At 58.9% G+C, this 22,360-nt stretch carries 22 protein-coding genes and 2 pseudogenes; 6 read left to right on the top strand and 18 right to left on the bottom strand.

Annotated elements, in window-relative coordinates:
• Window positions 1–245: 245 nt before the first annotated feature.
• The 6 genes and pseudogenes from ACTG2B_RS23120 to ACTG2B_RS23095 form a co-directional block, all read right to left on the bottom strand.
• Window positions 246–1,423, bottom strand: a pseudogene (locus tag ACTG2B_RS23120) (hypothetical protein).
• 2 nt (window positions 1,424–1,425) lie between these two features.
• A complete protein-coding gene (locus tag ACTG2B_RS23115; protein WP_439996897.1) occupies window positions 1,426–2,088 on the bottom strand; it encodes a TonB family protein in 663 nt (220 codons plus the stop codon).
• On the bottom strand, window positions 2,085–2,486 hold the full coding sequence (locus tag ACTG2B_RS23110) for an ExbD/TolR family protein (RefSeq protein WP_106844474.1): 402 nt from the start codon (window positions 2,484–2,486) through the stop codon (window positions 2,085–2,087). The genes ACTG2B_RS23115 and ACTG2B_RS23110 overlap by 4 nt, the downstream gene beginning before the upstream one ends.
• Window positions 2,483–3,013 (bottom strand): MotA/TolQ/ExbB proton channel family protein, encoded by a 531-nt coding sequence (locus ACTG2B_RS23105; protein ID WP_005339367.1) that lies wholly within the window; start codon window positions 3,011–3,013, stop codon window positions 2,483–2,485. The genes ACTG2B_RS23110 and ACTG2B_RS23105 overlap by 4 nt, the downstream gene beginning before the upstream one ends.
• Window positions 3,010–4,314, bottom strand: a complete 1,305-nt coding sequence (locus tag ACTG2B_RS23100; protein WP_106844473.1) for a MotA/TolQ/ExbB proton channel family protein — start codon at window positions 4,312–4,314, stop codon at window positions 3,010–3,012. The genes ACTG2B_RS23105 and ACTG2B_RS23100 overlap by 4 nt, the downstream gene beginning before the upstream one ends.
• On the bottom strand, window positions 4,311–5,072 hold the full coding sequence (locus ACTG2B_RS23095; RefSeq protein ID WP_162516110.1) for a DUF3450 domain-containing protein: 762 nt from the start codon (window positions 5,070–5,072) through the stop codon (window positions 4,311–4,313). Before ACTG2B_RS23095 ends, ACTG2B_RS23100 begins: the two co-directional genes overlap by 4 nt.
• A gap of 210 nt (window positions 5,073–5,282) precedes the next feature.
• Here ACTG2B_RS23095 and ACTG2B_RS23090 point away from each other — a divergent pair, with 210 nt between their 5' ends.
• The gene (locus ACTG2B_RS23090) at window positions 5,283–6,059 is read left to right on the top strand and encodes a helix-turn-helix transcriptional regulator (RefSeq protein WP_005357256.1); all 777 of its coding nucleotides are present in this window, start codon (window positions 5,283–5,285) and stop codon (window positions 6,057–6,059) included.
• Window positions 6,060–6,118: 59 nt separating this feature from the next.
• Here the strand turns inward: ACTG2B_RS23090 and glmS are convergent, their stop codons facing one another.
• Together glmS and ACTG2B_RS23080 are read right to left on the bottom strand one after the other, a co-directional pair.
• A complete protein-coding gene (glmS, locus tag ACTG2B_RS23085; protein WP_005355853.1) occupies window positions 6,119–7,951 on the bottom strand; it encodes a glutamine--fructose-6-phosphate transaminase (isomerizing) in 1,833 nt (610 codons plus the stop codon).
• A gap of 56 nt (window positions 7,952–8,007) precedes the next feature.
• Window positions 8,008–8,781: a DeoR/GlpR family DNA-binding transcription regulator gene (locus tag ACTG2B_RS23080; RefSeq protein ID WP_100652083.1), complete on the bottom strand. Its 774-nt coding sequence runs from the start codon at window positions 8,779–8,781 to the stop codon at window positions 8,008–8,010.
• A gap of 122 nt (window positions 8,782–8,903) precedes the next feature.
• Here ACTG2B_RS23080 and blrA point away from each other — a divergent pair, with 122 nt between their 5' ends.
• From blrA to creD, 5 genes are all read left to right on the top strand, one after another.
• Entirely contained in the window at window positions 8,904–9,578 is a 675-nt protein-coding gene (gene blrA, locus ACTG2B_RS23075) for a beta-lactam response regulator transcription factor BlrA (protein ID WP_013724228.1), read from the top strand.
• On the top strand, window positions 9,575–10,996 hold the full coding sequence (blrB, locus tag ACTG2B_RS23070) for a beta-lactam sensor histidine kinase BlrB (protein WP_439996896.1): 1,422 nt from the start codon (window positions 9,575–9,577) through the stop codon (window positions 10,994–10,996). The genes blrA and blrB overlap by 4 nt, the downstream gene beginning before the upstream one ends.
• An 81-nt stretch (window positions 10,997–11,077) precedes the next feature.
• The gene (gene blaOXA, locus ACTG2B_RS23065) at window positions 11,078–11,872 is read left to right on the top strand and encodes an OXA-12 family class D beta-lactamase (protein WP_123172075.1); all 795 of its coding nucleotides are present in this window, start codon (window positions 11,078–11,080) and stop codon (window positions 11,870–11,872) included.
• Window positions 11,873–11,955: 83 nt separating this feature from the next.
• Window positions 11,956–12,435, top strand: a complete 480-nt coding sequence (locus tag ACTG2B_RS23060; protein WP_346213058.1) for a DUF1566 domain-containing protein — start codon at window positions 11,956–11,958, stop codon at window positions 12,433–12,435.
• A 117-nt stretch (window positions 12,436–12,552) separates the two neighbouring features.
• On the top strand, window positions 12,553–13,929 hold the full coding sequence (gene creD / locus ACTG2B_RS23055; protein WP_439996895.1) for a cell envelope integrity protein CreD: 1,377 nt from the start codon (window positions 12,553–12,555) through the stop codon (window positions 13,927–13,929).
• A 51-nt stretch (window positions 13,930–13,980) separates the two neighbouring features.
• Here the strand turns inward: creD and glmU are convergent, their stop codons facing one another.
• From glmU to ACTG2B_RS23005, 10 genes and pseudogenes are all read right to left on the bottom strand, one after another.
• Window positions 13,981–15,342, bottom strand: coding sequence for a bifunctional UDP-N-acetylglucosamine diphosphorylase/glucosamine-1-phosphate N-acetyltransferase GlmU (gene glmU, locus ACTG2B_RS23050; RefSeq protein WP_439996894.1), 1,362 nt, complete (start codon window positions 15,340–15,342; stop codon window positions 13,981–13,983).
• Between the two features lie 93 nt (window positions 15,343–15,435).
• Window positions 15,436–15,864, bottom strand: a complete 429-nt coding sequence (locus ACTG2B_RS23045; RefSeq protein ID WP_005339345.1) for a F0F1 ATP synthase subunit epsilon — start codon at window positions 15,862–15,864, stop codon at window positions 15,436–15,438.
• An 18-nt stretch (window positions 15,865–15,882) separates the two neighbouring features.
• On the bottom strand, window positions 15,883–17,271 hold the full coding sequence (gene atpD, locus ACTG2B_RS23040; protein ID WP_005339344.1) for a F0F1 ATP synthase subunit beta: 1,389 nt from the start codon (window positions 17,269–17,271) through the stop codon (window positions 15,883–15,885).
• A 33-nt stretch (window positions 17,272–17,304) separates the two neighbouring features.
• On the bottom strand, window positions 17,305–18,171 hold the full coding sequence (atpG, locus tag ACTG2B_RS23035) for a F0F1 ATP synthase subunit gamma (RefSeq protein ID WP_005339343.1): 867 nt from the start codon (window positions 18,169–18,171) through the stop codon (window positions 17,305–17,307).
• A gap of 43 nt (window positions 18,172–18,214) precedes the next feature.
• A complete protein-coding gene (gene atpA, locus ACTG2B_RS23030) occupies window positions 18,215–19,756 on the bottom strand; it encodes a F0F1 ATP synthase subunit alpha (protein WP_005339342.1) in 1,542 nt (513 codons plus the stop codon).
• A 15-nt stretch (window positions 19,757–19,771) separates the two neighbouring features.
• Window positions 19,772–20,305, bottom strand: a complete 534-nt coding sequence (atpH, locus tag ACTG2B_RS23025; protein ID WP_005339341.1) for a F0F1 ATP synthase subunit delta — start codon at window positions 20,303–20,305, stop codon at window positions 19,772–19,774.
• A gap of 13 nt (window positions 20,306–20,318) precedes the next feature.
• Complete coding sequence (gene atpF / locus ACTG2B_RS23020) at window positions 20,319–20,789, bottom strand: F0F1 ATP synthase subunit B (protein WP_005339336.1); 471 nt, start codon at window positions 20,787–20,789, stop codon at window positions 20,319–20,321.
• A gap of 54 nt (window positions 20,790–20,843) precedes the next feature.
• On the bottom strand, window positions 20,844–21,086 hold the full coding sequence (gene atpE, locus ACTG2B_RS23015; protein WP_005307205.1) for a F0F1 ATP synthase subunit C: 243 nt from the start codon (window positions 21,084–21,086) through the stop codon (window positions 20,844–20,846).
• Window positions 21,087–21,144: 58 nt separating this feature from the next.
• A complete protein-coding gene (atpB, locus tag ACTG2B_RS23010) occupies window positions 21,145–21,927 on the bottom strand; it encodes a F0F1 ATP synthase subunit A (RefSeq protein WP_005339335.1) in 783 nt (260 codons plus the stop codon).
• 8 nt (window positions 21,928–21,935) lie between these two features.
• Window positions 21,936–22,345 (bottom strand): annotated as a pseudogene (locus ACTG2B_RS23005) (ATP synthase subunit I).
• Window positions 22,346–22,360: the final 15 nt, after the last annotated feature.

The raw sequence follows: 22,360 nt of genomic DNA, 5'->3' as shown, positions 1-22,360 counted from the left end.
TCACGCTTGTCGCGTTGAGGAGGCGCATGTTACGCTTCTCACTTCGAAAGTCAAGCGGTTGTTTTCGCTTTTCTTTCGGCGCCCACTTCGCTAGGAAGCTGACTCATCAGTTCGGCGTGTTCCGCCGTGCTGGTAGGGGCGCATTATAGGGAGCCGCGCCGTGATGACAAGGGCTTTTTGCAAAAATGCGTTCGTTTGCTGAAAAAGCGAACTGAATGCCCCAAAACAGCCCCTTGGCACCTCTTTTACGCCGCTTTTTTGCTCAACTCTTCGCTTTGTGCCTGGATATAGTTGACCCAGCTGGTTGCCTTCTGTTGCCAGTTATCCTGCTGCTGCAGCTCACGGGCCAGTTCCAGCGCCTGGGCATACTGCTCCTTATTAAGGTGTGCCTGCACCAGCAACGCTTTGGCACGATTGCCTTGCTCGCCTTTTACCGACTTGATGGCGGCGAGCTGGGTCATGGCAGCATCAGTCTTGCCCTGTTGCAGTAGCAGTTCGGCGGCGCGCATGGCAGCTTTGGCTGACCGTGCTGGTTGGCGAGCAGCTGCCAGCTATCGACCGCTTGTGACCACTCCCGGGCACCTTCCCACAATTGGGCAAGCAGTTGGCGGTTTTCAGCACTTTGCTTCATCTGTCCCTTGGCCATGGCAGCCTCCAGCAGACGGGCCCCACGATAAGGCAGCCCTTGCCAGGCATAGAGGCGGATCAGCTGATTGCGGGCAGACGCATCATCCATCAGTTTTCTGTCGATGGCAGTTTGCAGCAGCGCCAGCGCCTGATCGCCACGTTTGGCGGAGAGGTTGAGCGATACCGCCTGCTGCCACCATTTGCTCTCTGTCGGCTCGTGACGGATCAGCTCGACTGCCTGATCGGCCGCCACGCCATAACGTTGCTGGGCGGTGAGGGCGGATAGGCGAATAATGGCGGCCTGCTTCTGCCAACCCTTCTTCAACAACTGTTCGCTCTGGTTGGCGGCGTCACCGTACTGCTTGTTGTGGTAATAGAGGCCGGCCAGACGCAGGCGCAGCCCATCGTCTTGCTTGAGCGCCAGCGCCGCCTTGTAGCTGGCGATGGCACCAGACCAGTTGGATTGCTGGGCCTGAATATCGCCGCGCAGTCGCAACAGCTGGAGCTGTTGCTGCTCGGGCCACTCTTTATAGGCAAGGGCCTGTTCGACGTAGCGGCTAGCCTGGGTCGTCTGTTGCAGATTGGCCGCCAGCGAGGCTTGCAACTGCGCCAGCCAGGCGCGCTCGGCATCGCTATTTGGCTTGAGGCCGGATGCCTTGCTCTGGGCCTGTTGCCACTGACCAGACTGATAGAGCTTCATCACGGGTTCAAGCTGACGGGAGAAATGAGGGCTGACCTCCATCGCCAGACAGGCTTGGCCGACCAGGGCAAGCAGACAGATCCAGATCCGCAACATAGTTATGACTCCAGTTTGAATTTGAGCGTGATGACTTGCACCAGCTTGTCGGTGGCGCCGGGTCTCGGCTGATAGCGCCACTTGTTGATCGCCTGAATGGCCGCCCGCTCGAACTGACGCTTGGGCTTGGCCTCGACCACTTCCACATCCTGCACGCCACCTTCGGCATTCACGCTAAAGCGCAGGGTGACGAATCCTTCGATCCCTGACTGCTGGGCACGATAGGGGTAGACCGGCTCGATCCGTTGCAGCGGCATCAGCATGTCACCGGCGCCGATACCCGCTCCCTGCTGCTGGCCGTGGTAGTTGCCACTCAATACCGGTGCGGTACTGGTCGCCACTCCGGGGGCATAGACCTGCACCGCGCTGAGGCTGGAGACCAGATCCAGACTCGGCTCAACGGCCGCCAAGGGGGCCGCTGCGGGCATCGGCAGCGGTGTCGAGGCCAATGCGGCGGGAGGCTCTGGCAGAGGTTCGGGCTCCTGCGGCACCGGACGCTCGCGCACCTGCACCTCGGTCACCTCGTTCTGCATATTGATGACGATGGGCTTCTGTTCGCTCGCCACCTTCTCGCCCCGGGGCGGTTCAACCAGTGTGGCCATAAACAGCAGGATGCCCAGACTGAGGGCGCTCCCCAGCCCCAGGCTCATCAGCTTGTATTTCATTTCGGCGCCACCGCCACGGCGATATTGGCGATACCCGCCGCCTTGGCCTCATCCATCACCCGCACCACCTTGCCGTGGGGTACCCGTTCGTCGGCCTGGATCACCAGACTGGCATCTGGTTGCTCCGCCAGCAGACGGGCGATGGTGGCCTGTACCCGCTCCACATCGATCTGCTTGCGGTCGAGGAAGATCTGACCCTGAGCCCCGATCGCCAGCATGATGCTGGAGGATTTCTGCGACTTGGCCTGACTGGCCTGAGGTCTGTGTACCTCGAGCCCGGCTTCGCGCACGAAGGAGGTGGTGACAATAAAGAAGATCAGCATGATGAACACGATATCCAGCATGGGAGTCATGTCGATCTGCACTTCGTCACGCTGGCGTTTGGATTGCCGTCTCATTGCATTACCTTCTCTTCTCGCAGTCCGTCCCGGGTCTTGGCCAGCGCACGCTTGGCCTGACTCTCGAGCCGACTGAGTAACAACACGCCGGAGAGCGCCACCACCATGCCTGCCATGGTGGGGATGGTGGCGCGGGAGATCCCGCCCGCCATGCTCTCCGGGTTAAAGCGGTTGGCCGCAGCCAACGCATCGAATACGCCGATCATGCCGGTCACAGTGCCCAGCAACCCCAGCATGGGGCAGAGCACCACCAGGGTGCGGATGAAGATCAGATGACGGTTCAGTTCCAGCTCCGCCTGTGCCAGCCAGCGGCTGCGGATCGCCCGAGCGTGCCAACTGTGGCGCTCGCTGCGGGCTTGCCAGCGACCGAGCAGCTGTTGCTGCAACGGGCCGAACCCCAGATTGAGGTAGAGCAGTCGCTCGATCATCAGAATCCACATCAGCACCAGCAGGGCCAGAATGACCCAGAGCACCGGACCGCCACGGCCCATGAAGCTCTGCAGCTGTTGCCAGATGTCGAGCATCATGCTGCTCGCTCCATCCCGTTGTTATTGCTCTCGGCGCGCTCGGCCAGAATGCCGGCCACCTGCTGCTCCAGTACATTGGAGAGCTCGGTGAAGCGCGATTGCAGCAGGCTGTGGGCCAGGATCAGCGGAATGGCCGCCACCAGACCCTGTACAGTGGTGACCAGCGCCATGGAGATGCCGCCCGCCATGATCTTGGGATCGCCGGTACCAAACTGGGTGATGGCCTGGAAGGTGCCGATCATCCCGGTCACGGTACCGAGCAGACCCAGCATGGGGGCGATGGCCGCGATCACCTTGACCATGCCGATGCCACGTTCCATGCGAGGGGTCTCCTGCAGGATCGCCTCATCAAGACGCAGTTCGAGGGTCTCCATGCTCAGCTCGGGGTGTTTGTCTGCCACCGTCAGCACCCGGCCAAGGGCGTTGTCGGCGTGATACTCGCCGCTCTTGAGCTGGCGACGAACCCGACCTAGCTCACGAGAGAGACTCCACAGCCGTACCGCCGCAATTCCCAGACCGATAGCGGCCAGCAGCACGATAATGGCGCCGACCTGACCACCTTGCTGTACCTGCTGCCAGAAGGTAGGTGCCTGTGCCAGCATCGCCAGCAGAGTGCCATGAGAAGGATCCAGCGGCAGCGCTTCCCCTTCCTGACCCTGATAAGCCGCAACGGCAGAGAGCACGCTACCGGGCAGACCCAGTACCGGGCTCAAGCCTTCGGCGGTCGGTTGCAGGAAGCCTTCGCTCCCCAGCAGGGCAAAACTGCCAACCCGGGTCAGCGACTGCTCGCTGGCAGCCCCCTGGGCATCGAGCACCTTGCCGTTGAACCGGGTAATCCGGCCAGATTCGCGGATCTCCTGCAGCAGCGTAGCGGGCAGCAGGGCGAGAGCGGCGCGATCCGGCACCTGTTTATCCTGTGCCATGGCTTTCAGCGGGGCGAGACGCTCCGGGTACTGGCCCTCGACGGCGGATTCACTCAGCAGCTTGACCGCATCGCTGGCCCCCTGACGGGTCACCGCGAAGATCTCGTTCATGTCGCCGGAGGCTTGCTCCCACTGGGCGTTAAGCTCGACCAGCTGCTTCTCGTTGCTGGCGAACTTGCCAGCCAGCTCCTTGCTCAGGCGCTGGGCCTCGGCCAGTCTGGCGCGGGCAGTGCCGAGCTCCTTGGCAACGGTCGCCAGATCTTGCTGAGCCTGCTGTTCACGAGCCTGTTCCTGCTGTTGCCACTCATCGGCGACAGCGGCGTTGGTACCGCAGGAGAGGGCAATAAGGAGGGGGAACCACTTCATGGTGACTCTCATGATTGGGCCTCCTGACTGCGGCTGACAGAGAGGGGGACATTGAGCAACTGGGGAACTTTCTTGTCGGCGGCCACATCCATCGCCTCGGCGATAGGGGAGAGCCACTGGCTATCGAGGGCTTGCCACTGCTTCGCCTCGGCAGACCAGCGCCATGCCTGACTGCGATCGGCCGTCATTGCCAGCAGGGAGACCCGACCCAGCGCCAGCACATCGACCCGACGCGGAGCACCATCCAGCTCCAGCTCGGCGGAATAGCTGTCCATCCGGCTGCCGTACTCGGCTTCAATCTGATAGGCCTGCAGCAGCTGACGGAATTTCTCTGCCTCGCTAACGTCTGCGCGGGCCAGGGTCGCTTTCAACTGTTCAACCCGCGCCAGCCGATCTTCCTTGCGCAGCGGGATGTCATTTTGCACCAGCTGTTCCAGATCTGCCTGCATCTGCAACATCAGCGGGATCAAGCCCTGACGGGTCTCTTGCACCGCTTCCAGCTGCTGGCTCAATTTACCCAGCTCATTTTGCTGATCGGCCACCAGAGATTGCATGTAACGGTTGTAGGCTTCGAGGTCACGCAGTTGCAGCTGGGCGTTTTGCAGCTCCAGTCGTGCGGCAACAGCGGCATCGGCGGCTTTTTCCACCCGCTGCTGGGAGGCTTTCCCGGCAGCTATGCTGTTCTTGAGGGCGGGAGCAACCAGCTCATCCCCGACGGCAGCAAAGTGGACTGACAGTGGCAGCAGGGCCACACCCCATAATTTGTTCATTGAAATACATCTTACTAATGATAACTATTATCATTATCTCAAATGCAGGGCGGACTGGCAACGAGAGGATTTTCTTGGCCTTTATGCACAAAAACAGGATAATTTTTAAGCACGCACGGAATAAGTGGCGCCAATAGCCACCGCACAAATATAAATAACGATAAAAAATCTTTTCGATCAGTGTGATAGAGATCGAAAAAGGAGAAAGTAATGCTCAACGATGCGATCTGGGAACATATCGACAAGTTCACCAAGGCAACAAAAACCAGCGATATCCAGCAACTGCTGGAGCGCTTCAGTCATCAAATGGGCTTTGATTACTTTCGGCTGCTGATTATTTTCCCCATCAGCATGCAAAAATCCCACGTGGCACTGTTCAACAACTGTCCGACCACCTGGTTTGACGCCTACAGCGAAAACCAGTATCTGACCCAGGATCCGGTGGTCTATCTGGGGCTGAAACAGACCCAGCCGATCTTCTGGAACAAGCTCGACTGCGACTCGCCCTGGCTGCCCAGCGCCAGCCGCGATGTGATGAACCTGGCGGCTGATTTCGGGGTACGCAATGGCGTCTCCTTTCCGCTGCACACCCCGCAGGGGGAGCACGGCATCCTCTCATTCATCACCAAGGAGAAATCCAACTCCGATCTGATGTTTGAAAATGTTCCGCTGCTGTCATTCTGCGCCAGCTACATCTTCAACTCCGCACTGCAACTGATCAAAAGCAGACCGGATATGATGAAATACCTGACCGAACTGTCGGATCGGGAGAAGGAGTGCCTGTTCTGGGCCAGCGAGGGCAAGACCTCCTGGGAGATCGCCACCATCCTCGGCATCAGTGAGCGGACGGTCAACTTCCACCTGACCCAGGTGACCAACAAGACCGACTCGAAGAATCGCAGTCAGGCCATCGCCAAAGGGATCACCAGCGGCATCATAGTGCCCTCCCTCGACGAGGTCACCATCACCAACCTGCGGCTGTCGTAACCCCTCAGCCGAAACAAAAAGAGCCGCAATTGCGGCTCTTTTTCATTTGAGAGAGTGACTTACTCGACGGTCACCGATTTTGCCAGGTTGCGCGGCTGGTCCACGTCGGTGCCCTTGATCAGGGCAACGTGGTAGGAGAGCAGCTGCAGCGGTACGGTATAGACGATGGGGGCGATCACCTCTTCCACATGGTTGAGGTTCATGACCCGCATGGTCTCGTCGCTCTTGAAGCCAGTATCGGCATCGGCGAACACGTAAAGGATACCGCCACGGGCGCGCACCTCTTCCACGTTGGACTTGAGCTTCTCCAGCAGATCGTTGTTCGGCGCCACCACAATGATGGGCATCTCGGCATCGATCAGCGCCAGCGGGCCGTGCTTCAGCTCGCCAGCGGCATAGGCTTCGGCGTGGATGTAGGAGATCTCTTTGAGCTTGAGCGCCCCCTCCATGGCGATGGGGTACTGGCTGCCGCGGCCGAGGAACAGGCTGTGCTGCTTGTCGGCAAACTCTTCGGCCAGGGTTTCGATATCCTTGGCCAGCGCCAGACTCTCTTTAATACGCAGCGGCAGGGCTTGCAGCGCCTTGACCAGTTCGGCTTCGGCGGCGGCGCTCAGGTGGCCACGGCAGTGACCGACCGAGGCCACCAGCATCAACAGGCCAGCCAGCTGGGTGGTGAACGCCTTGGTGGAGGCCACTCCAATTTCTGCCCCCGCGCGGGTCATAAAGGCCAGATCCGATTCACGCACCAGCGAAGAGCCCGGCACGTTGCAGATAGCCAGCGAGCTCATGTAGCCGGATTCCTTGGCCAGACGCAGGGCGGCCAGGGTATCGGCGGTCTCGCCACTCTGGGAGAGGGTCACCAGCAGGCTGTTGGGGCGCACTACCGACTTGCGATAGCGGAACTCGGAGGCGATCTCTACATCGCAGGAGACGCCAGCGATCTCTTCGAACCAGTAGCGAGCCACCATGCCGGAGTGGTAGGAGGTGCCGCAGGCAACGATCTGCACGTGCTCGACCTTGTCAAAGATGGCGCGCGCACCGTTGCCGAACGATTCGACCACCACGTGATCGCTGCCCAGACGCCCTTCCAGGGTGTTGGTGATCGCTTTGGGTTGCTCGTGGATCTCTTTGAGCATGTAGTGACGGTATTCACCCTTGTCACCGGCATCGTGGGAGAGTTCGGACTCCTGCTCTTCACGCACCACGGCGTTGCCGTTGGTATCGAAGATGTGCACGTCACGGCGGGTCACTTCGGCCACATCACCCTCTTCCAGGAAGATGAAACGACGGGTCACCGGCAGCAGCGCCATCTGGTCGGAGGCGATAAAGTTCTCGCCGATACCGCGGCCGATCACCAGCGGTGAACCGGAGCGGGCCACCACCACGCGGCTGTCGTCGCGGCTGTCCATCACCACGGTACCGTAGGCACCGCGCAGCTGCTTCACCGCAGTCTGCATGGCGGCCAGCAGGCTACCGGCGCTCTTCAGCTCATGATGGACCAAATGGGCAATCACCTCGGTATCGGTGTCGGAGCTGAACACATAGCCCAGCGCCTTCAACTCTTCCCGCAGCTCTTCGTGGTTCTCGATAATGCCGTTGTGCACCACCACGATATGCTCGGAGACGTGGGGGTGAGCATTGCGTTCGGAGGGCTCGCCGTGAGTGGCCCAGCGGGTATGGGCGATGCCGGTACCACCATGGACGGACTGCTCGTCGAGCGCCTTGGCCAGCTCGGCCACCTTGCCCAGACGGCGAACCCGCTGCAACGGCTGGTTGGCGCTGAACACGGCCACACCGGCTGAGTCATAACCGCGGTACTCCAGACGGCGCAGGCCCTCTACCAGAATTTCAGCCACATCACGTTGGGCAACAGCCCCGACGATGCCACACATACACTTCTCCTTGAGATGCAAATCGTAAAGTCAGTTGGATGGTTCAGAGCTCGATGTCAGCAAGTGACCGGGGCGCAGATAAGCGTCACCCCCTGGGCTTGAATCTGTTCTCTGGCCTCGCTGGCCAGCCCCTCGTCGGTCACCAAGGTATGGATGCTCGACCAGGGAAGTTCGAGATTGGGGATCTTGCGGCCGATCTTTTCCGATTCGACCATCACAATGACCTCCCGCGATACCTCGGCCATGACCCGCGACAGGCCCACCAGCTCGTTGAAGGTGGTGGTGCCACGTTCCGGGTCGATACCGTCGGCACCGATAAAGAGCTGGTCGAAGTCGTAGGAGCGCAGCACCTGTTCCGCCACCTGCCCCTGGAAGGATTCGGAGTGAGGGTCCCAAGTGCCACCGGTCATTAACAGGGTAGGCTCATTTTCCAGCTCGCGCAGGGCTCCGGCCACATTGAGGGAGTTGGTCATCACGATGAGGCCGCGCTTGTTGCCCAGCATGGGGATCATGGCGCTGGTGGTGCTGCCGCTGTCGATGATGACGCGGTTGTGATCACGCAGCCGCTCGGCCGCCGCACGGGCAATGGCTAACTTTCGGTTCGAAACTTGTTCAGGGTTGATCTCGACCACCATCTCGCTCGGCAAAGGGACGGCGCCACCGTAACGGCGCAGCAGCAGACCACCGGTCTCCAGTACAGCCAGATCTTTACGGATGGTCACTTCGGAGGTAGAAAAGTGTTTGGCGAGGGCGTCGACACTCACTTCACCCTGCTCTTGTACCAGGGTCACTATGGTGTGGCGGCGTTGTTGAGTATTACGTTTGGTCATTTTTAAGTTTCGATTCGAAAGAACATCGAAATATTAGCCCCTTTTTCGGAAAAATAAAACAGCAAATAGGATCCGATTTGGTTCGATGCCAGAATGGGGTGCCAATTTGCGACGAGGATGCCATGCAAAAGAGAGTCATCTGGCTGGTGGAGGATGAGGCCAGCATCGCCGACACCCTGATTTATGCCCTGCAGACCGACGGGTTCGAGGTGGAGTGGTTCATGCTGGGCCAGCAGTTGCTGACACGACTGGAACAGACGCGACCCGACTTCCTGATCCTCGATGTGGGGCTGCCCGACATCAGCGGCTTCGAACTCTGCAAGCAGGTGAGGGCGCTGACCGATATCCCCCTGATGTTCCTCACCGCCCGCAGCGAGGAGATAGACCGGCTGATCGGGCTGGAGATCGGTGCCGACGACTATGTGGCCAAACCCTTCTCGCCACGGGAAGTGTGTGCCCGGGTGCGGGTCATCCTGCGCCGCAGCCAGCCCGTCGCCCCCCAGCCCAGCGCCCTGCTGGTACTGGATGAGGAGCGGGCCCGCATTCACTTTCGCGGCCAGCCGCTGGCCCTCACCCGCTACGAATATCTGCTGCTCAAGACCCTGATGCTGGCGCCGGGGCGGGTCTACTCCCGCCAGCAGCTGATGGATCTGGTGTGGCAGGATGCGGAGGAGAGTCTGGATCGCACCGTAGATACCCATATCAAGACCATCCGCGCCAAGCTGCGCGAACATGATCCAGAAGCTAACCTGATCCTCACCCATCGCGGGCTGGGCTACAGCCTGGAGCTGGCATGAGACTCGGACTGCAACTGCTGTGCGGCCTGCTGCTGATCTTCGCGCTGGCCGCCTGGTTCGTGCTGGAGATCTTCGTCGAGGAGATAAAACCGGGAGTGCGCAGCGCCACCGAGGATACTCTGGTAGACATGACCCAGCTGCTGGCGCCGCTGGCGCTCGATGATCTGAAAGAGGGGAATATGATGAACGGGCGGTTGGCCAGCGCCTTCGCCCGCCTCAACCAGAATCCCATCAATGCGATGATCGATGGCCACCTCAAGCAGCAGGCGGAGTACCGCATCTATGTCACTGACCGGCAAGGCATGGTGATTTACGACTCCGACGGTACAGATCTGGGTAAGGACTATTCCCGCTGGAACGATGTCTACCGCACCCTGCGCGGCCAGTATGGCGCCCGCAGCACCCGCACCGATCCCGACGATGCCGCCAGCTCGACCATGTATGTGGCGGCGCCGCTGCGGGAAGGGGCCGAGATCATCGGCTCCCTCACCGTCGCCAAACCCAACCGCACCCTGATGCCCGCCATCGAGCGGGGGGAACAGGAGCTGCTGCGGGCCGGCGGCCAGATGCTGCTCATCTCGCTGCTGATCGGCAGCCTGCTGGTGTGGTGGCTCAACCGCGCCATCGGCAAGCTGGTGCACTACGCCGACTCGGTCAGCAAGGGGGAGGCGGCACCGCTGCCGCAGTTGCACACCGTCGAGCTGGATCGGCTCGGCCGCTCGCTGGAGACCATGCGCCACCAGCTCGATGGCAAAAGCTACATAGAAGCCTATGTGCACAGCCTGACCCACGAGCTGAAGAGCCCGCTGGCCGCTATTCGCGGGGCAGGGGAGATTTTGGCCGAAACGCCTCCCCCCGAAGTTGCCAAACGCTTTATCGGCAACATCAATCAGGAGAGTGCCCGCATGCAGCAGCTGATCGAGCGAATGCTGCAACTCGCACGGCTGGAGTCGGGGCAGGGGCTGGATCGCCAGTCGGTGGAACCGGCAAAACTGGGCAAGCGCACCCTCGATGCCCGCCAGATAATTGCCCAGCGCCGTCAGGTGGTGCTGGTAGCCGAGCTGGCCAGCGCACCGAAACAGAAGTGGGATCCGCTGCTGGTGGAGCAGGCCATCGGCAACCTGCTGGATAACGCCATCGACTTCTCTCCCGCCAACGGGCAGGTCACCCTGAGCGGCAGCCAGCAGGAGGAGGGCTACTGTTTTCGGGTCACCGACAGCGGCCCCGGCATTCCCAACTACGCATTGCCGCGCATCTTCGAGCGCTTCTACTCCCTGCCGCGCCCGGACAAAGGCAAGAGCAGTGGTCTGGGGCTCAGCTTCGCCCATGAAGTAGCCCACCAGCATGGCGGTCGTCTGATCCTGAGCAACCGGCCAGAGGGAGGCGCGCTGGCGGAACTCTGGCTGCCGTTCGCCTAGTCACCCCCGCAACTTCACATTCCCCACACAAAGCGGCATTAGACTGCCGCTTTCTCTCATCCATTTGCTCAAGGAAATGCTATGTCCCGCCTGCTTCTCTCCAGCCTGCTGGCTGCCGGTCTGCTCGCAGCCCTGCCTGCCTCCGCCGCCAGCGGCTGCTTTCTCTATGCTGACGGCAACGGCCAGACCCTCTCCAGTGAAGGGGACTGCTCCAGCCAGCTGCCGCCCGCGTCCACCTTCAAGATCCCGCTGGCGCTGATGGGTTACGACAGTGGCTATCTGGTTGATGAAGAGCATCCGGCACTGCCTTACAAACCGAGCTATGACGGCTGGCTGCCCGCCTGGCGTGAAACCACCACCCCGCGCCGCTGGGAAACCTACTCGGTGGTCTGGTTTTCCCAGCAGCTCACCGAATGGCTGGGGATGGAGCGCTTCCAGCAATATGTCGACCGCTTCGACTACGGCAATCGGGATCTCTCCGGTAATCCGGGCAAACATGACGGCCTGACCCAGGCCTGGCTCAGCTCCAGCCTCGCCATCAGTCCGGAGGAACAGGCCCGCTTCCTCGGCAAGATGCTCAGCGGCAAGCTGCCGGTCTCGGCGCAGACCCTGCAGTACACCGCCAATATCCTCAAGGTGAGCGAGATCGACGGCTGGCAGATCCACGGCAAAACCGGCATGGGCTACCCGAAGAAGCTGGATGGCAGCCTCAACCGCGATCAGCAGATCGGCTGGTTCGTCGGCTGGGCCAGCAAACCGGGCAAGCAACTGATCTTCGTCCATACCGTGGTGCAAAAGCCCGGCAAGCAGTTCGCCTCTATCAAGGCTAAAGAAGAGGTGCTGGCCGCCCTGCCTGCACAACTTAAAAAGCAGTGATCTCGCTTCCCCCCAGATAACCCCCGATAACCACGGTCAGCCCACCAGCGACGGGCTGACCGCCATTCGTAAACGAGACAAACATGAAATTATTTCTATTGCTGCTCTGGCTTCCGGCCAGCATGGCGCTGGCTGCCTGTGATCTCTCCGACCGCCTGACACGGCAGGGAGAAGTCATCCATGATCGGCTAAACCAGCTCGAATGGCAGGCGTGCAGCCTCGGCAGCCAGTGGCAGGAGGGGAAAGGGTGCGTGGGCACACCGGCCCTGCTGACGCTGCTTGAAGCCAAAGATGAAGCAGCCCGCCTTGGCGAGGGGTGGCGACTCCCCACCATCGAGGAGCTCTTCACCCTGCTCGACGAAAATTGCCGGGCGCCGATGACAGACCCGCGCTTCTTCTCCGATATCCATGACAACGGGGAAAATTCAGCCCCCTACTGGACCTCCAGCTCCATTGAGGAGATGCCGGAACTGGTCTATTACATCGACTTTATGCACGGACTCATCGACGGCCACACCGATCGTTTCGCACAAGCCGCTCGGTTGGTGCGCTCCCGCCCCTGAACAATCCCGCGGCGCCTGATGGCGCCGTTTTGCAGCAGTTCACCGCCACTTCACACAAGCCCATCACCACTTCACGCCAGACTGACAGACTCACTCCATCCAACAAGGAGACGTGTCATGGTCAAACAGATATTCACCCACAAGATATTTCTGCTGCTGTTGCTCAGCCTGCTGTTGATGGTGCCAGTGCAATCCATCATGGAGCTGAACCGGGAGCGTCAGGCTTACCGCAGTCAGGCCATTCACAGCATCATGGCCAGCAGCAGCGGCCCGCAACGGCTGATGGGGCCCATTATCGTACAGCCCTATACCCGTTCGGTGACGGTCGAGCAGGATGGCAAGCGTTTCGTCCGTCAGGAGCAGCTCTACCGCTACCTGCTGCCGGAGCAACTGGATATCAAGGCCAACATGGAGGTCACCCCGCGCAAGCTGGGCATCTATCAGGCGCAGGTCTATCAGATCCGACTCACCCTCTCCGGCCACCTGCCAACCCAGCAGAGTCTGCTGAATGACGCGACCTCACCGCTCGGTGAGACGGCCGAGCTGGTGGCGGGCAAACCCTACCTGAGCCTGGTGCTCTCCGATGCCCGCGGTATCAACAGCGTCCCCGAACTGCAACTCGGCACACAGCGGATCCCGTTTGCCCCCGGCGCCCGCCTCGGTGATGCGCTCGCGGGTATCCATGCCCCGATCGACAGCCTGCCGCAGCAGGATGGCACCTTCCATCTGGAGCTCAATCTACAGGGGATGAACACCCTCGACATAGTCCCGCTGGGCAAGGAGAGCACCCTGCAGCTGGCGGGCAACTGGCCCCACCCCAACTTTATCGGTGACTTTCTGCCGGGCAGTCGCACCCTGAGCCCACAAGGGTTTGAGGCCAACTGGCAAACCAGCTGGTTCGCCAGCGACATGGAGACCCGCTTCAACCGGATGATGAACGGGGGCGATAGCAATCTCTCCACCTTCAGCGTCAGTCTGGTGCAGCCGGTGGATCACTATCAGCTCAACGAGCGGGCGGCCAAGTATGCTCTGCTCTTCATCGGTCTCACCTTTATCAGCTTCTTCATGTTCGAGCTGCTCAAGGGGCTGCGTGTTCACCCGATCCAGTACGCGCTGGTGGGCATGGGGCTGGCTATCTTCTATCTGGTGCTGCTGGCCCTGACCGAGCACCTCGGCTTTGGCTGGGCCTATCTGGTAGCCGCGCTGGCCAGCGTGCTGCTCAACGGCTTCTACCTCAGTCATGTGCTGGGTGGCCCGAAGCAGGGGATCGGCTTCGCAGCGCTGCTCGGGCTGGTCTATGCCATCCTCTACAGCCTGCTGCAGGCCGAAGAGATCGCCTTGCTGCTCGGCGCCTTGCTCTTGTTCGCCACTCTGGCGCTGATCATGCTGCTGACCCGCAAGCTCGACTGGTATCAGGTGATGGATTACAGCACACCCGCCACCACATGGGCGGCCCCCCAGCCATCGACCAGTGACCCCAGCCATAAGTCATAAGCCAAAAAAACCGGCGCCATCAGGCGCCGGTTCTATTTTATTGATCGGGCATCACTTCTTCTTGACCGGGCGAGCCCAGTTTTTGATGTGACGCTGGGGCACCCGGGTGATCACCAGCTCGTTCTCAGCCACATCCTTGGTGATGGTAGAACCCGCCCCCAAGGTCGCACCCTTGCCGATGCGCACTGGCGCCACCAGCTGGGTATCGGAACCGACGAACACGTCATCCTCGATGATGGTCTGGAATTTGTTGACCCCGTCGTAGTTGCAGGTGATGGTACCGGCACCGATATTCACCCCGGCTCCGATCTCGGCATCACCCAGATAGGTCAAGTGGCCGCACTTGGAGCCAACCCCAAGGCGGGCCTTCTTCATCTCGACGAAGTTGCCAACGTGGGCATCCTGTTCCAGCACCGCGCCCGGGCGCAGACGGGCAAACGGGCCGACCGAACACTGATCTGCCACCTGAGCCCCTTCAACGATGGAGTAGGGCTTCACTTCAGTGTGATCGCCGATCACGCAATCCTTCAGCACGGCACCGGCACCGATACGGACGTGGTTGCCGAGGGTTACCTTGCCTTCGATGATCACGTTGACGTCGATCACCACCTCTTCACCAATCTCGAGGGTTCCGCGCAGATCGAAGCGGGACGGGTCGATCAGGGTAGCACCGGCGATCATCAGCTTCTCGGCCTGCATCTGCTGGTAACTGCGCTCAAGGGCAGCCAGCTGCACCCGGTTGTTGGCCCCTTCCACCTCGGCGGTGCGCACCGGATGGACCGCAGCAATCGGGCAGCCATCGGCGTGCGCCATGGCGATCACGTCGGTCAGGTAGAATTCGCCCTGGGCATTCTTGTTGTCCAGACGGGATAGCCAGCTACGCAGCTGACCGCCGTTGGCCACCAGCACGCCGGTATTCACCTCACGGATCGCCAGCTGTTCGGCATTGGCATCCTTCTGCTCGACGATACCGACCACCAGACCGTTTTCACGGACGATGCGGCCATAGCCGGTGGGGTTGTCCAGCACCACGGTCAGCAGTGCCATCCCGTTTTCCGCTTTGGCGGCGAGCAAGCGCTGCAGGGTCTCGGGCTGGATCAGCGGGGTATCGCCGTAGAGCACCAGCACGTCCTCTTCATCCTTCCAGAACGGGATGGCCTGAGCGACGGCGTGACCGGTCCCCAGCTGTTGCGCCTGCAGCACCCAATTCACATCGGCCGCCACGATCCGCTCTTTCAGCAGCTCGGCACCGTGGCCATAGACCAGATGCAGCTGCTCGGCACCGACCTGACGGGCAGTATCGATCACATGGGAAACCATGGGTTTGTTGGCTACCGGGTGGAGTACCTTGGGCAGGGAAGAGCGCATGCGGGTACCTTTACCCGCCGCCAGGATCACGACGTTGAGGGACATAAATTGGCCTTTGGAACATGAGAAATACTCGGCGGAGTCTATCCAACGGGTAAAAAAAAAGCGACCCGAAGGTCGCTTTTTACATCACCGTTATTAGCGGTAATTCTTTTTGACGATATCGATGACTCGCAGTTGAGCCATCGCCTTGGCCAGCTCGGTGGCGGCCTGGGCGTAGTCGATATCACCATGGGAGCTGTGGATCCGCTCTTCGGCTGCGCGCTTGGCTTCCTGGGCTTTCGCCTCATCCAAGTCGTCAGCACGAATCGCGGTGTCCGCCAGCACGGTCACGGATTCAGGTTGTACTTCCAGCATACCGCCGGAGATGTACAGCACCTCTTCAGTTCCGTTCTGCTTCACCAAGCGGACCAGGCCCGGCTTGATGGCAGTCAGCAACGGAGCATGACCGTGGCGGAGACCCAACTCACCTTCGGAGCCTGATACCTGAGCGGATTGCACGCGACCGGAAAACAGTTTTCCTTCGGCGCTCACCACATCCAGGTGAAAGGAGATCATCTCTGCCATGGGCCCTCCTGTCGAGGCTTACAGTTTCTTGGATTTCTCGACGACTTCGTCGATACCGCCAACCATGTAGAACGCCTGCTCGGGCAGATCGTCATACTCGCCTTTCAGGATGCCCTGGAAACCACGGATGGTCTCTTTCAGCGGCACGTATTTACCCGGAGAACCGGTAAACACTTCTGCTACGAAGAACGGCTGGGACAGGAAACGCTCGATCTTACGGGCACGGGCTACGGTCAGTTTGTCTTCTTCTGACAGTTCATCCATACCCAGGATGGCGATGATGTCCTTCAGCTCTTTGTAGCGCTGCAGTACGGTCTGAACGCCACGAGCGGTCTCGTAGTGCTCTTTGCCAACCACCAGCGGATCCAGCTGACGAGAGGTAGAGTCCAGCGGGTCAACGGCCGGGTAGATACCCAGTGCCGCGATTTGACGGGACAGTACAACGGTCGCATCCAGGTGGGCGAAGGTGGTCGCCGGAGACGGGTCGGTCAAGTCATCCGCAGGCACGTAAACGGCCTGTACGGAGGTGATGGAACCGGTCTTGGTGGAGGTGATACGTTCTTGCAGAACACCCATCTCCTCGGCCAGGGTCGGCTGGTAACCTACTGCGGAAGGCATACGGCCCAGCAGTGCGGATACTTCGGTACCGGCCAGGGTGTAACGGTAGATGTTATCTACGAAGAACAGCACGTCACGACCTTCGTCACGGAACTTCTCGGCCATGGTCAGGCCGGTCAGCGCAACGCGCAGACGGTTTCCGGGCGGCTCGTTCATCTGGCCGTAAACCAGAGATACTTTGTCCAGTACGTTGGACTCCATCATCTCGTGGTAGAAGTCGTTACCCTCACGGGTACGCTCACCAACACCGGCGAACACAGAGTAACCACTGTGCTCGATCGCGATGTTACGGATCAGCTCCATCATGTTTACGGTTTTGCCTACACCGGCACCACCGAACAGACCAACCTTACCACCCTTGGCGAACGGGCATACCAGGTCGATAACCTTGATGCCGGTCTCCAGCAGATCGTTGCTGTTGGACTGATCTTCGTAGCTGGGGGCAGCGCGGTGGATAGACCAGCACTCTTCTTCACCGATCGGACCTTTTTCGTCGATTGGCTCACCCAGTACGTTCATGATCCGACCCAGAGTCGCAGTACCGACCGGAACCTGGATGGATTTACCGCTATTCACTACTTCCAACCCACGACGCAGACCGTCGGAGGAGCCCATGGTGATGCAACGAACGACGCCGCCACCGATCTGTTGCTGAACTTCCAGCACCAGACCCTGGCCTTGACCTTCGCTAACGACCTTCAGTGCATCGTACACCTGGGGCACGGCATTCTGCGGGAACTCGATGTCCACCACAGCGCCGATGATTTGGACGATGAAACCGTTACTCATGTCAAATCCTCTAAACCTTTGATAACCCTTGCCTTACACCGCAGCAGCACCGGATACGATCTCTGTCAGCTCCTGGGTAATACTGGCCTGACGGGCCTTGTTGTATACCAGTTGCAGATCGTTAATCAGGTTACCGGCGTTGTCAGTCGCGGCTTGCATGGCAACCATTCGGGCTGCCTGTTCACTTGCCAAGTTTTCCACTACACCCTGGTAAACCTGAGATTCGACATAGCGAACCAGCAGGGTATCCAGCAGCTTCTTGGGATCCGGCTCATAGAGGTAATCCCAGTGGTGTTTCTTGGCGAGCTTGCTGTCTTCAGTTACGGGCAAAGGCAGCAGTTGATCGACCCGTGGTTGCTGCACCATGGTGTTGACGAACTTGTTGTACACCAGATACAGCTTGTCAATCTCACCGTTGTCGTAAGCCTTCAGCATGACCTTGACTGAACCAATCAGGTCATTGACGCTCGGACTATCGCCCAGTCCTGCGACATGAGCTTTAACCTTGGCGCCGTGCCGTTCAAAGAAGTTGGAGGCCTTGTTACCGATCAGTGCCAGGTCAACCTTGGCACCTTTCGCGCTCCATTGCTTCATATCATTGAGGGCAGCCTTGAACAGGTTGATGTTCAGACCACCACACAGGCCACGGTCGGTGGAGACGACGATGTAACCCACTCGCTTGACCTCACGTTCGATGAGGTAGGGGTGCTTGTATTCCAAGTTCCCCTGAGCGATATGGCCGATCACCTTGCGCATGGTTTCAGCGTACGGACGGCTGGCAGACATGCGTTCCTGCGCACGGCGCATTTTGCTTGCTGCCACCATTTCCATAGCGCCGGTGATCTTCTGAGTGTTTTTCACACTCCCGATCTTGTTACGTATCTCTTTTGCGCCGGCCATCTCTTACTCTCCATCAAGTGGCAGCTCACGCTGCCACACACGCTTACCAGGTCTGGGTTGCTTTGAAGCTATCCAGCAACGCAGTCAGCTTGCCAACGATCGCGTCGTTGTAGTCGGCTTTGGCATTGATTTCAGCCATCAGCTCGGCATGCTGGGTATTGGCGTAAGAGAGCAGAGCGGCTTCGAAGTCGACGATCTTGTTCAGCTCGACATCGGAGAGATAGCCTTTCTCGGCGGCGAACAGCACCAGAGACTGGTGAGCCACGCTCAGCGGAGAGTACTGCTTCTGCTTCATCAGCTCGGTCACTTTCACACCGTGATCCAGCTGCTTGCGAGTCGCCTCGTCCAGATCGGAAGAGAACTGGGCGAATGCAGCCAGTTCGCGATACTGGGCCAGCGCGGTACGGATACCACCGGACAGCTTCTTGACGATCTTGGTCTGAGCAGCACCACCTACACGGGATACGGAGATACCCGGGTCAACCGCCGGACGAATACCGGAGTTGAACAGCTGTGAAGTCAGGAAGATCTGACCATCGGTGATGGAGATCACGTTGGTCGGAACGAACGCAGATACGTCACCCGCCTGGGTTTCGATGATTGGCAGTGCGGTCAAAGAACCGGTTTTGCCTTTCACTTCACCCTTGGTGAACTTCTCTACGTACTCGGCGTTAACGCGAGCAGCACGCTCCAGCAGACGGGAGTGCAGATAGAAAACGTCACCCGGGTAAGCTTCACGTCCTGGCGGACGGCGAAGCAGCAGGGAGATCTGGCGATAAGCTACGGCCTGCTTGGACAGGTCATCATAGATGATCAGCGCGTCTTCACCGCGGTCACGGAAGTACTCACCCATGGAGCAACCGGCATACGGAGCCAGGTACTGCAGAGCAGCCGCTTCGGAGGCAGAGGCAACCACCACGATGGTGTTGGCCAGGGCGCCGTGCTCTTCCAGCTTGCGCACCACGTTGGCGATGGTGGAGGCCTTCTGGCCAATCGCAACGTAGACACACTTAATGCCGGAATCTTTCTGGTTGATGATGGTGTCGATCGCGATGGCGGTCTTACCAACCTGACGGTCACCGATGATCAGCTCACGCTGGCCACGACCGATAGGGATCATGGCATCGATGGCTTTCAGACCGGTCTGGACCGGCTGGTCAACAGACTTACGCTCGATAACGCCCGGTGCGATCACTTCGATCGGCGAGAAGCCGTCGTTGTCGATCGGACCTTTACCGTCGATCGGCTGACCCAGGGTGTTCAACACCCGGCCCAACAGACCACGACCTACCGGCACTTCCAGAATACGGCCAGTACCTTTTACTTTCATTCCTTCTGACAGACCGTCATAGGAACCCATAATCACCGCACCGACGGAGTCACGCTCCAGGTTCAATGCCAGAGCGTAGCGGTTGCCCGGCAGCTCGATCATCTCACCCTGCATGGCATCAGCCAGGCCGTGAATACGAATGATACCGTCGCTCACAGAGACGATAGTACCTTCGTTACGCGCTTCGCTCTTTACATCAAACTGCGCAATGCGCTGCTTGATCAGCTCGGCGATTTCAGTGGAATTCAGTTGCATGCTCTAATACCCCAATCAAGATTGCAGCGCGTCAGCCATGCGATCCAGCTTACCGCGGACTGTGCCGTCGATTACCAGATCACCGGCCTTGATGAGCACCCCGGCCATCAAGGACGCATCGATGCTGCAATTCAGCTTCACTTTGCGCGCGAGACGTTGTTCCAGAGAAGCCTGAATATTGGCTTTCTGCTGGTCGGTCAGTTCGATCGCCGAAATCACGTCAGCCTGAACCTCTTTATCCAGTTCAGCTTTGAACGCTACAAATTCAGCAACGACCGCCGGCAGCACACCCAAGCGACCATTCTCGGCCATCACCCGGATCAGGTTCTGGCCATGCACGTCGAGTTGCTCACCGCAGACACCGACAAACAGCGTTGCCAGCTCTTCGGCGGCCACAGAGCCGTTTACCAGGTTGTGCATGGTCTCGTTTTCCACTACTTGCGCAGCGAAACCGAGCATACCCAGCCACTGGTCAACCGCCTTGTGCTCAACGGCAAACTCGAAAGCAGCCTTGGCGTAGGGGCGAGCGATTGTAGTCAGTTCAGACATAGCCCCGTTCCCGTTACAGTTCTGCTACCAGTTTGTCGACGATGTCGCTGTTGGCAGCCTGGTCGATTTGACGCGCCAGGATCTTCTCTGCACCAGCAATGGCAAGAGCAGCAACCTGCTTACGCAGTTCTTCTTTGGCACGATGACGTTCAGCTTCGATCTCGGCACGGCCCTGAGCCAGGATTTTTTCCCGCTCAGACTGGGCACCAGCGGCAGCTTCATCAATGATCTGGGCTTTACGTTTGTTAGCCTGCTCAATGATTTCAGCAGCCTGCAGCTTGGCTTCTTTCAGCTGATCGGTGGCGTTGGCCTTGGCCAAATCCAGATCTTTCTTGGCACGCTCGGCAGAAGAGAGACCGTCAGCAATAGCTTTCTGACGGGCTTCGATGGCTGCAATCAGCGGCGGCCATACGTACTTCATGCAAAACACTACGAAGAAGAAAAAAGCAATTGCTTGGCCGAGGAGGGTGGCATTGATATTCACAGCCGATGTCCTCTTAAGTTAGTTAATGGGTTATGCCTGGAGAGTCGTAACGACTTAGCCAGCAACCGCAAACATCACGTACAGACCCAGACCAACGGCGATCATCGGGATCGCATCCACCAGACCCATTACGATGAAGAACTGGGTACGCAGAACAGGGATCAGATCCGGTTGACGAGCAGCACCTTCCAGGAACTTGCCACCCAGGATACCGATACCGATGGAAGCGCCGATAGCAGCCAGACCCATCATCATTGCAGCAGCGATGTACAGCAGGTCCATGTTCAAGTTTTCCATGAGGATCTCCAGTTATTTAGATGTAATTGATTGTATAAAAAGGATTATTTGAGTTGCATCAACCATGGTCTTCCTGCGCCATCGACAGATAGACGATGGTCAGAACCATGAAAATGAATGCCTGCAAAGTGATGATCAGGATGTGGAAAATTGCCCAAGGCACGGACAGGATCCACTGTGACCACCAGGGTAACAAACCAGCAATCAGGATAAAGATCAGTTCGCCAGCATACATGTTGCCGAACAGTCGAAGACCCAGAGAAACAGGTTTGGAAATCAGCGTAACAGTTTCCAGGATGAGGTTAACCGGGATGGCCGCCGGGTGGTTGAAAGGCTGAAGCGTCAGCTCCTTCACAAACCCGCCGATACCCTTGACCTTGATGCTGTAATACAGGATCAAGAAGAACACGCCCAAAGCCATGGACATGGTGATGTTAACGTCAGCAGAGGGAACCACACGCAGATAGGGAATACCCATCAATTGTGCAGCGTGAGGGATAAAGTCAACGGGGATCAGATCCATGAAGTTCATCAGGAAGATCCACACAAACACCGTCAGCCCCAAAGGTGCGATGACCTTGTTGCGACCGTGAAAGATGTCTTTGACGTTACCATTCACAAACTCGACCAGCATCTCCACAAAGCACTGCAGCTTACCCGGCACCCCGCTGGTAGCGTTAACGGCTACTTTGCGGAACAGCAGGATAAACAGGGCGCCTAGCACGACGGAAAATACCATTGAGTCGATATTGACCGTCCAGAACCCGGACCCGACTTGAAGGTGGGTCAGGTGGTGGGAGATATATCCCTGAGGAGTCAGGACTTCTCCGGTTGCAGACATGAGTTTTCCTAATAGTGGTTGTTAAGCGTGAATGAAACCATCCACTGTACAACGAGGGCGAGGATATAAGTGGCGAAAAACGAGACGGTACGACCTCGACTCCCGCACCAAACATCAGGGCGAATAGACCTGTTGTAGAAATGAGCTTAATCCCTGCCCCACCATAAAAGTCCCGCAAAACCAGGCCCACACTCTCGGTTGTCACCTTGCGGCGCAGCACCCAGACAGTAAACAAGGCTTGAGGAACCCAGTACATCCCCCCTCCGTAGAGGGCGGAATAACCGGCGCTGGCACCAGTCAGGTAAAACCAGACGGCACTCATCGCCAGGATCAGGATGAGCTGACAAACGAGCATAACCAAGGCCAGTGTCAAACCTTCCAAGGCTATTTTCTGCTTCACCAACCTACCCCTGAACATTACAGAACTGTAAAA

Origin of the sequence: Aeromonas sp. 30P (assembly GCF_051919805.1) — a bacterium.
GTDB classification, from domain to species: domain Bacteria; phylum Pseudomonadota; class Gammaproteobacteria; order Enterobacterales; family Aeromonadaceae; genus Aeromonas; species Aeromonas veronii.
This window is presented reverse-complemented; position numbering and strand designations above follow the sequence as displayed.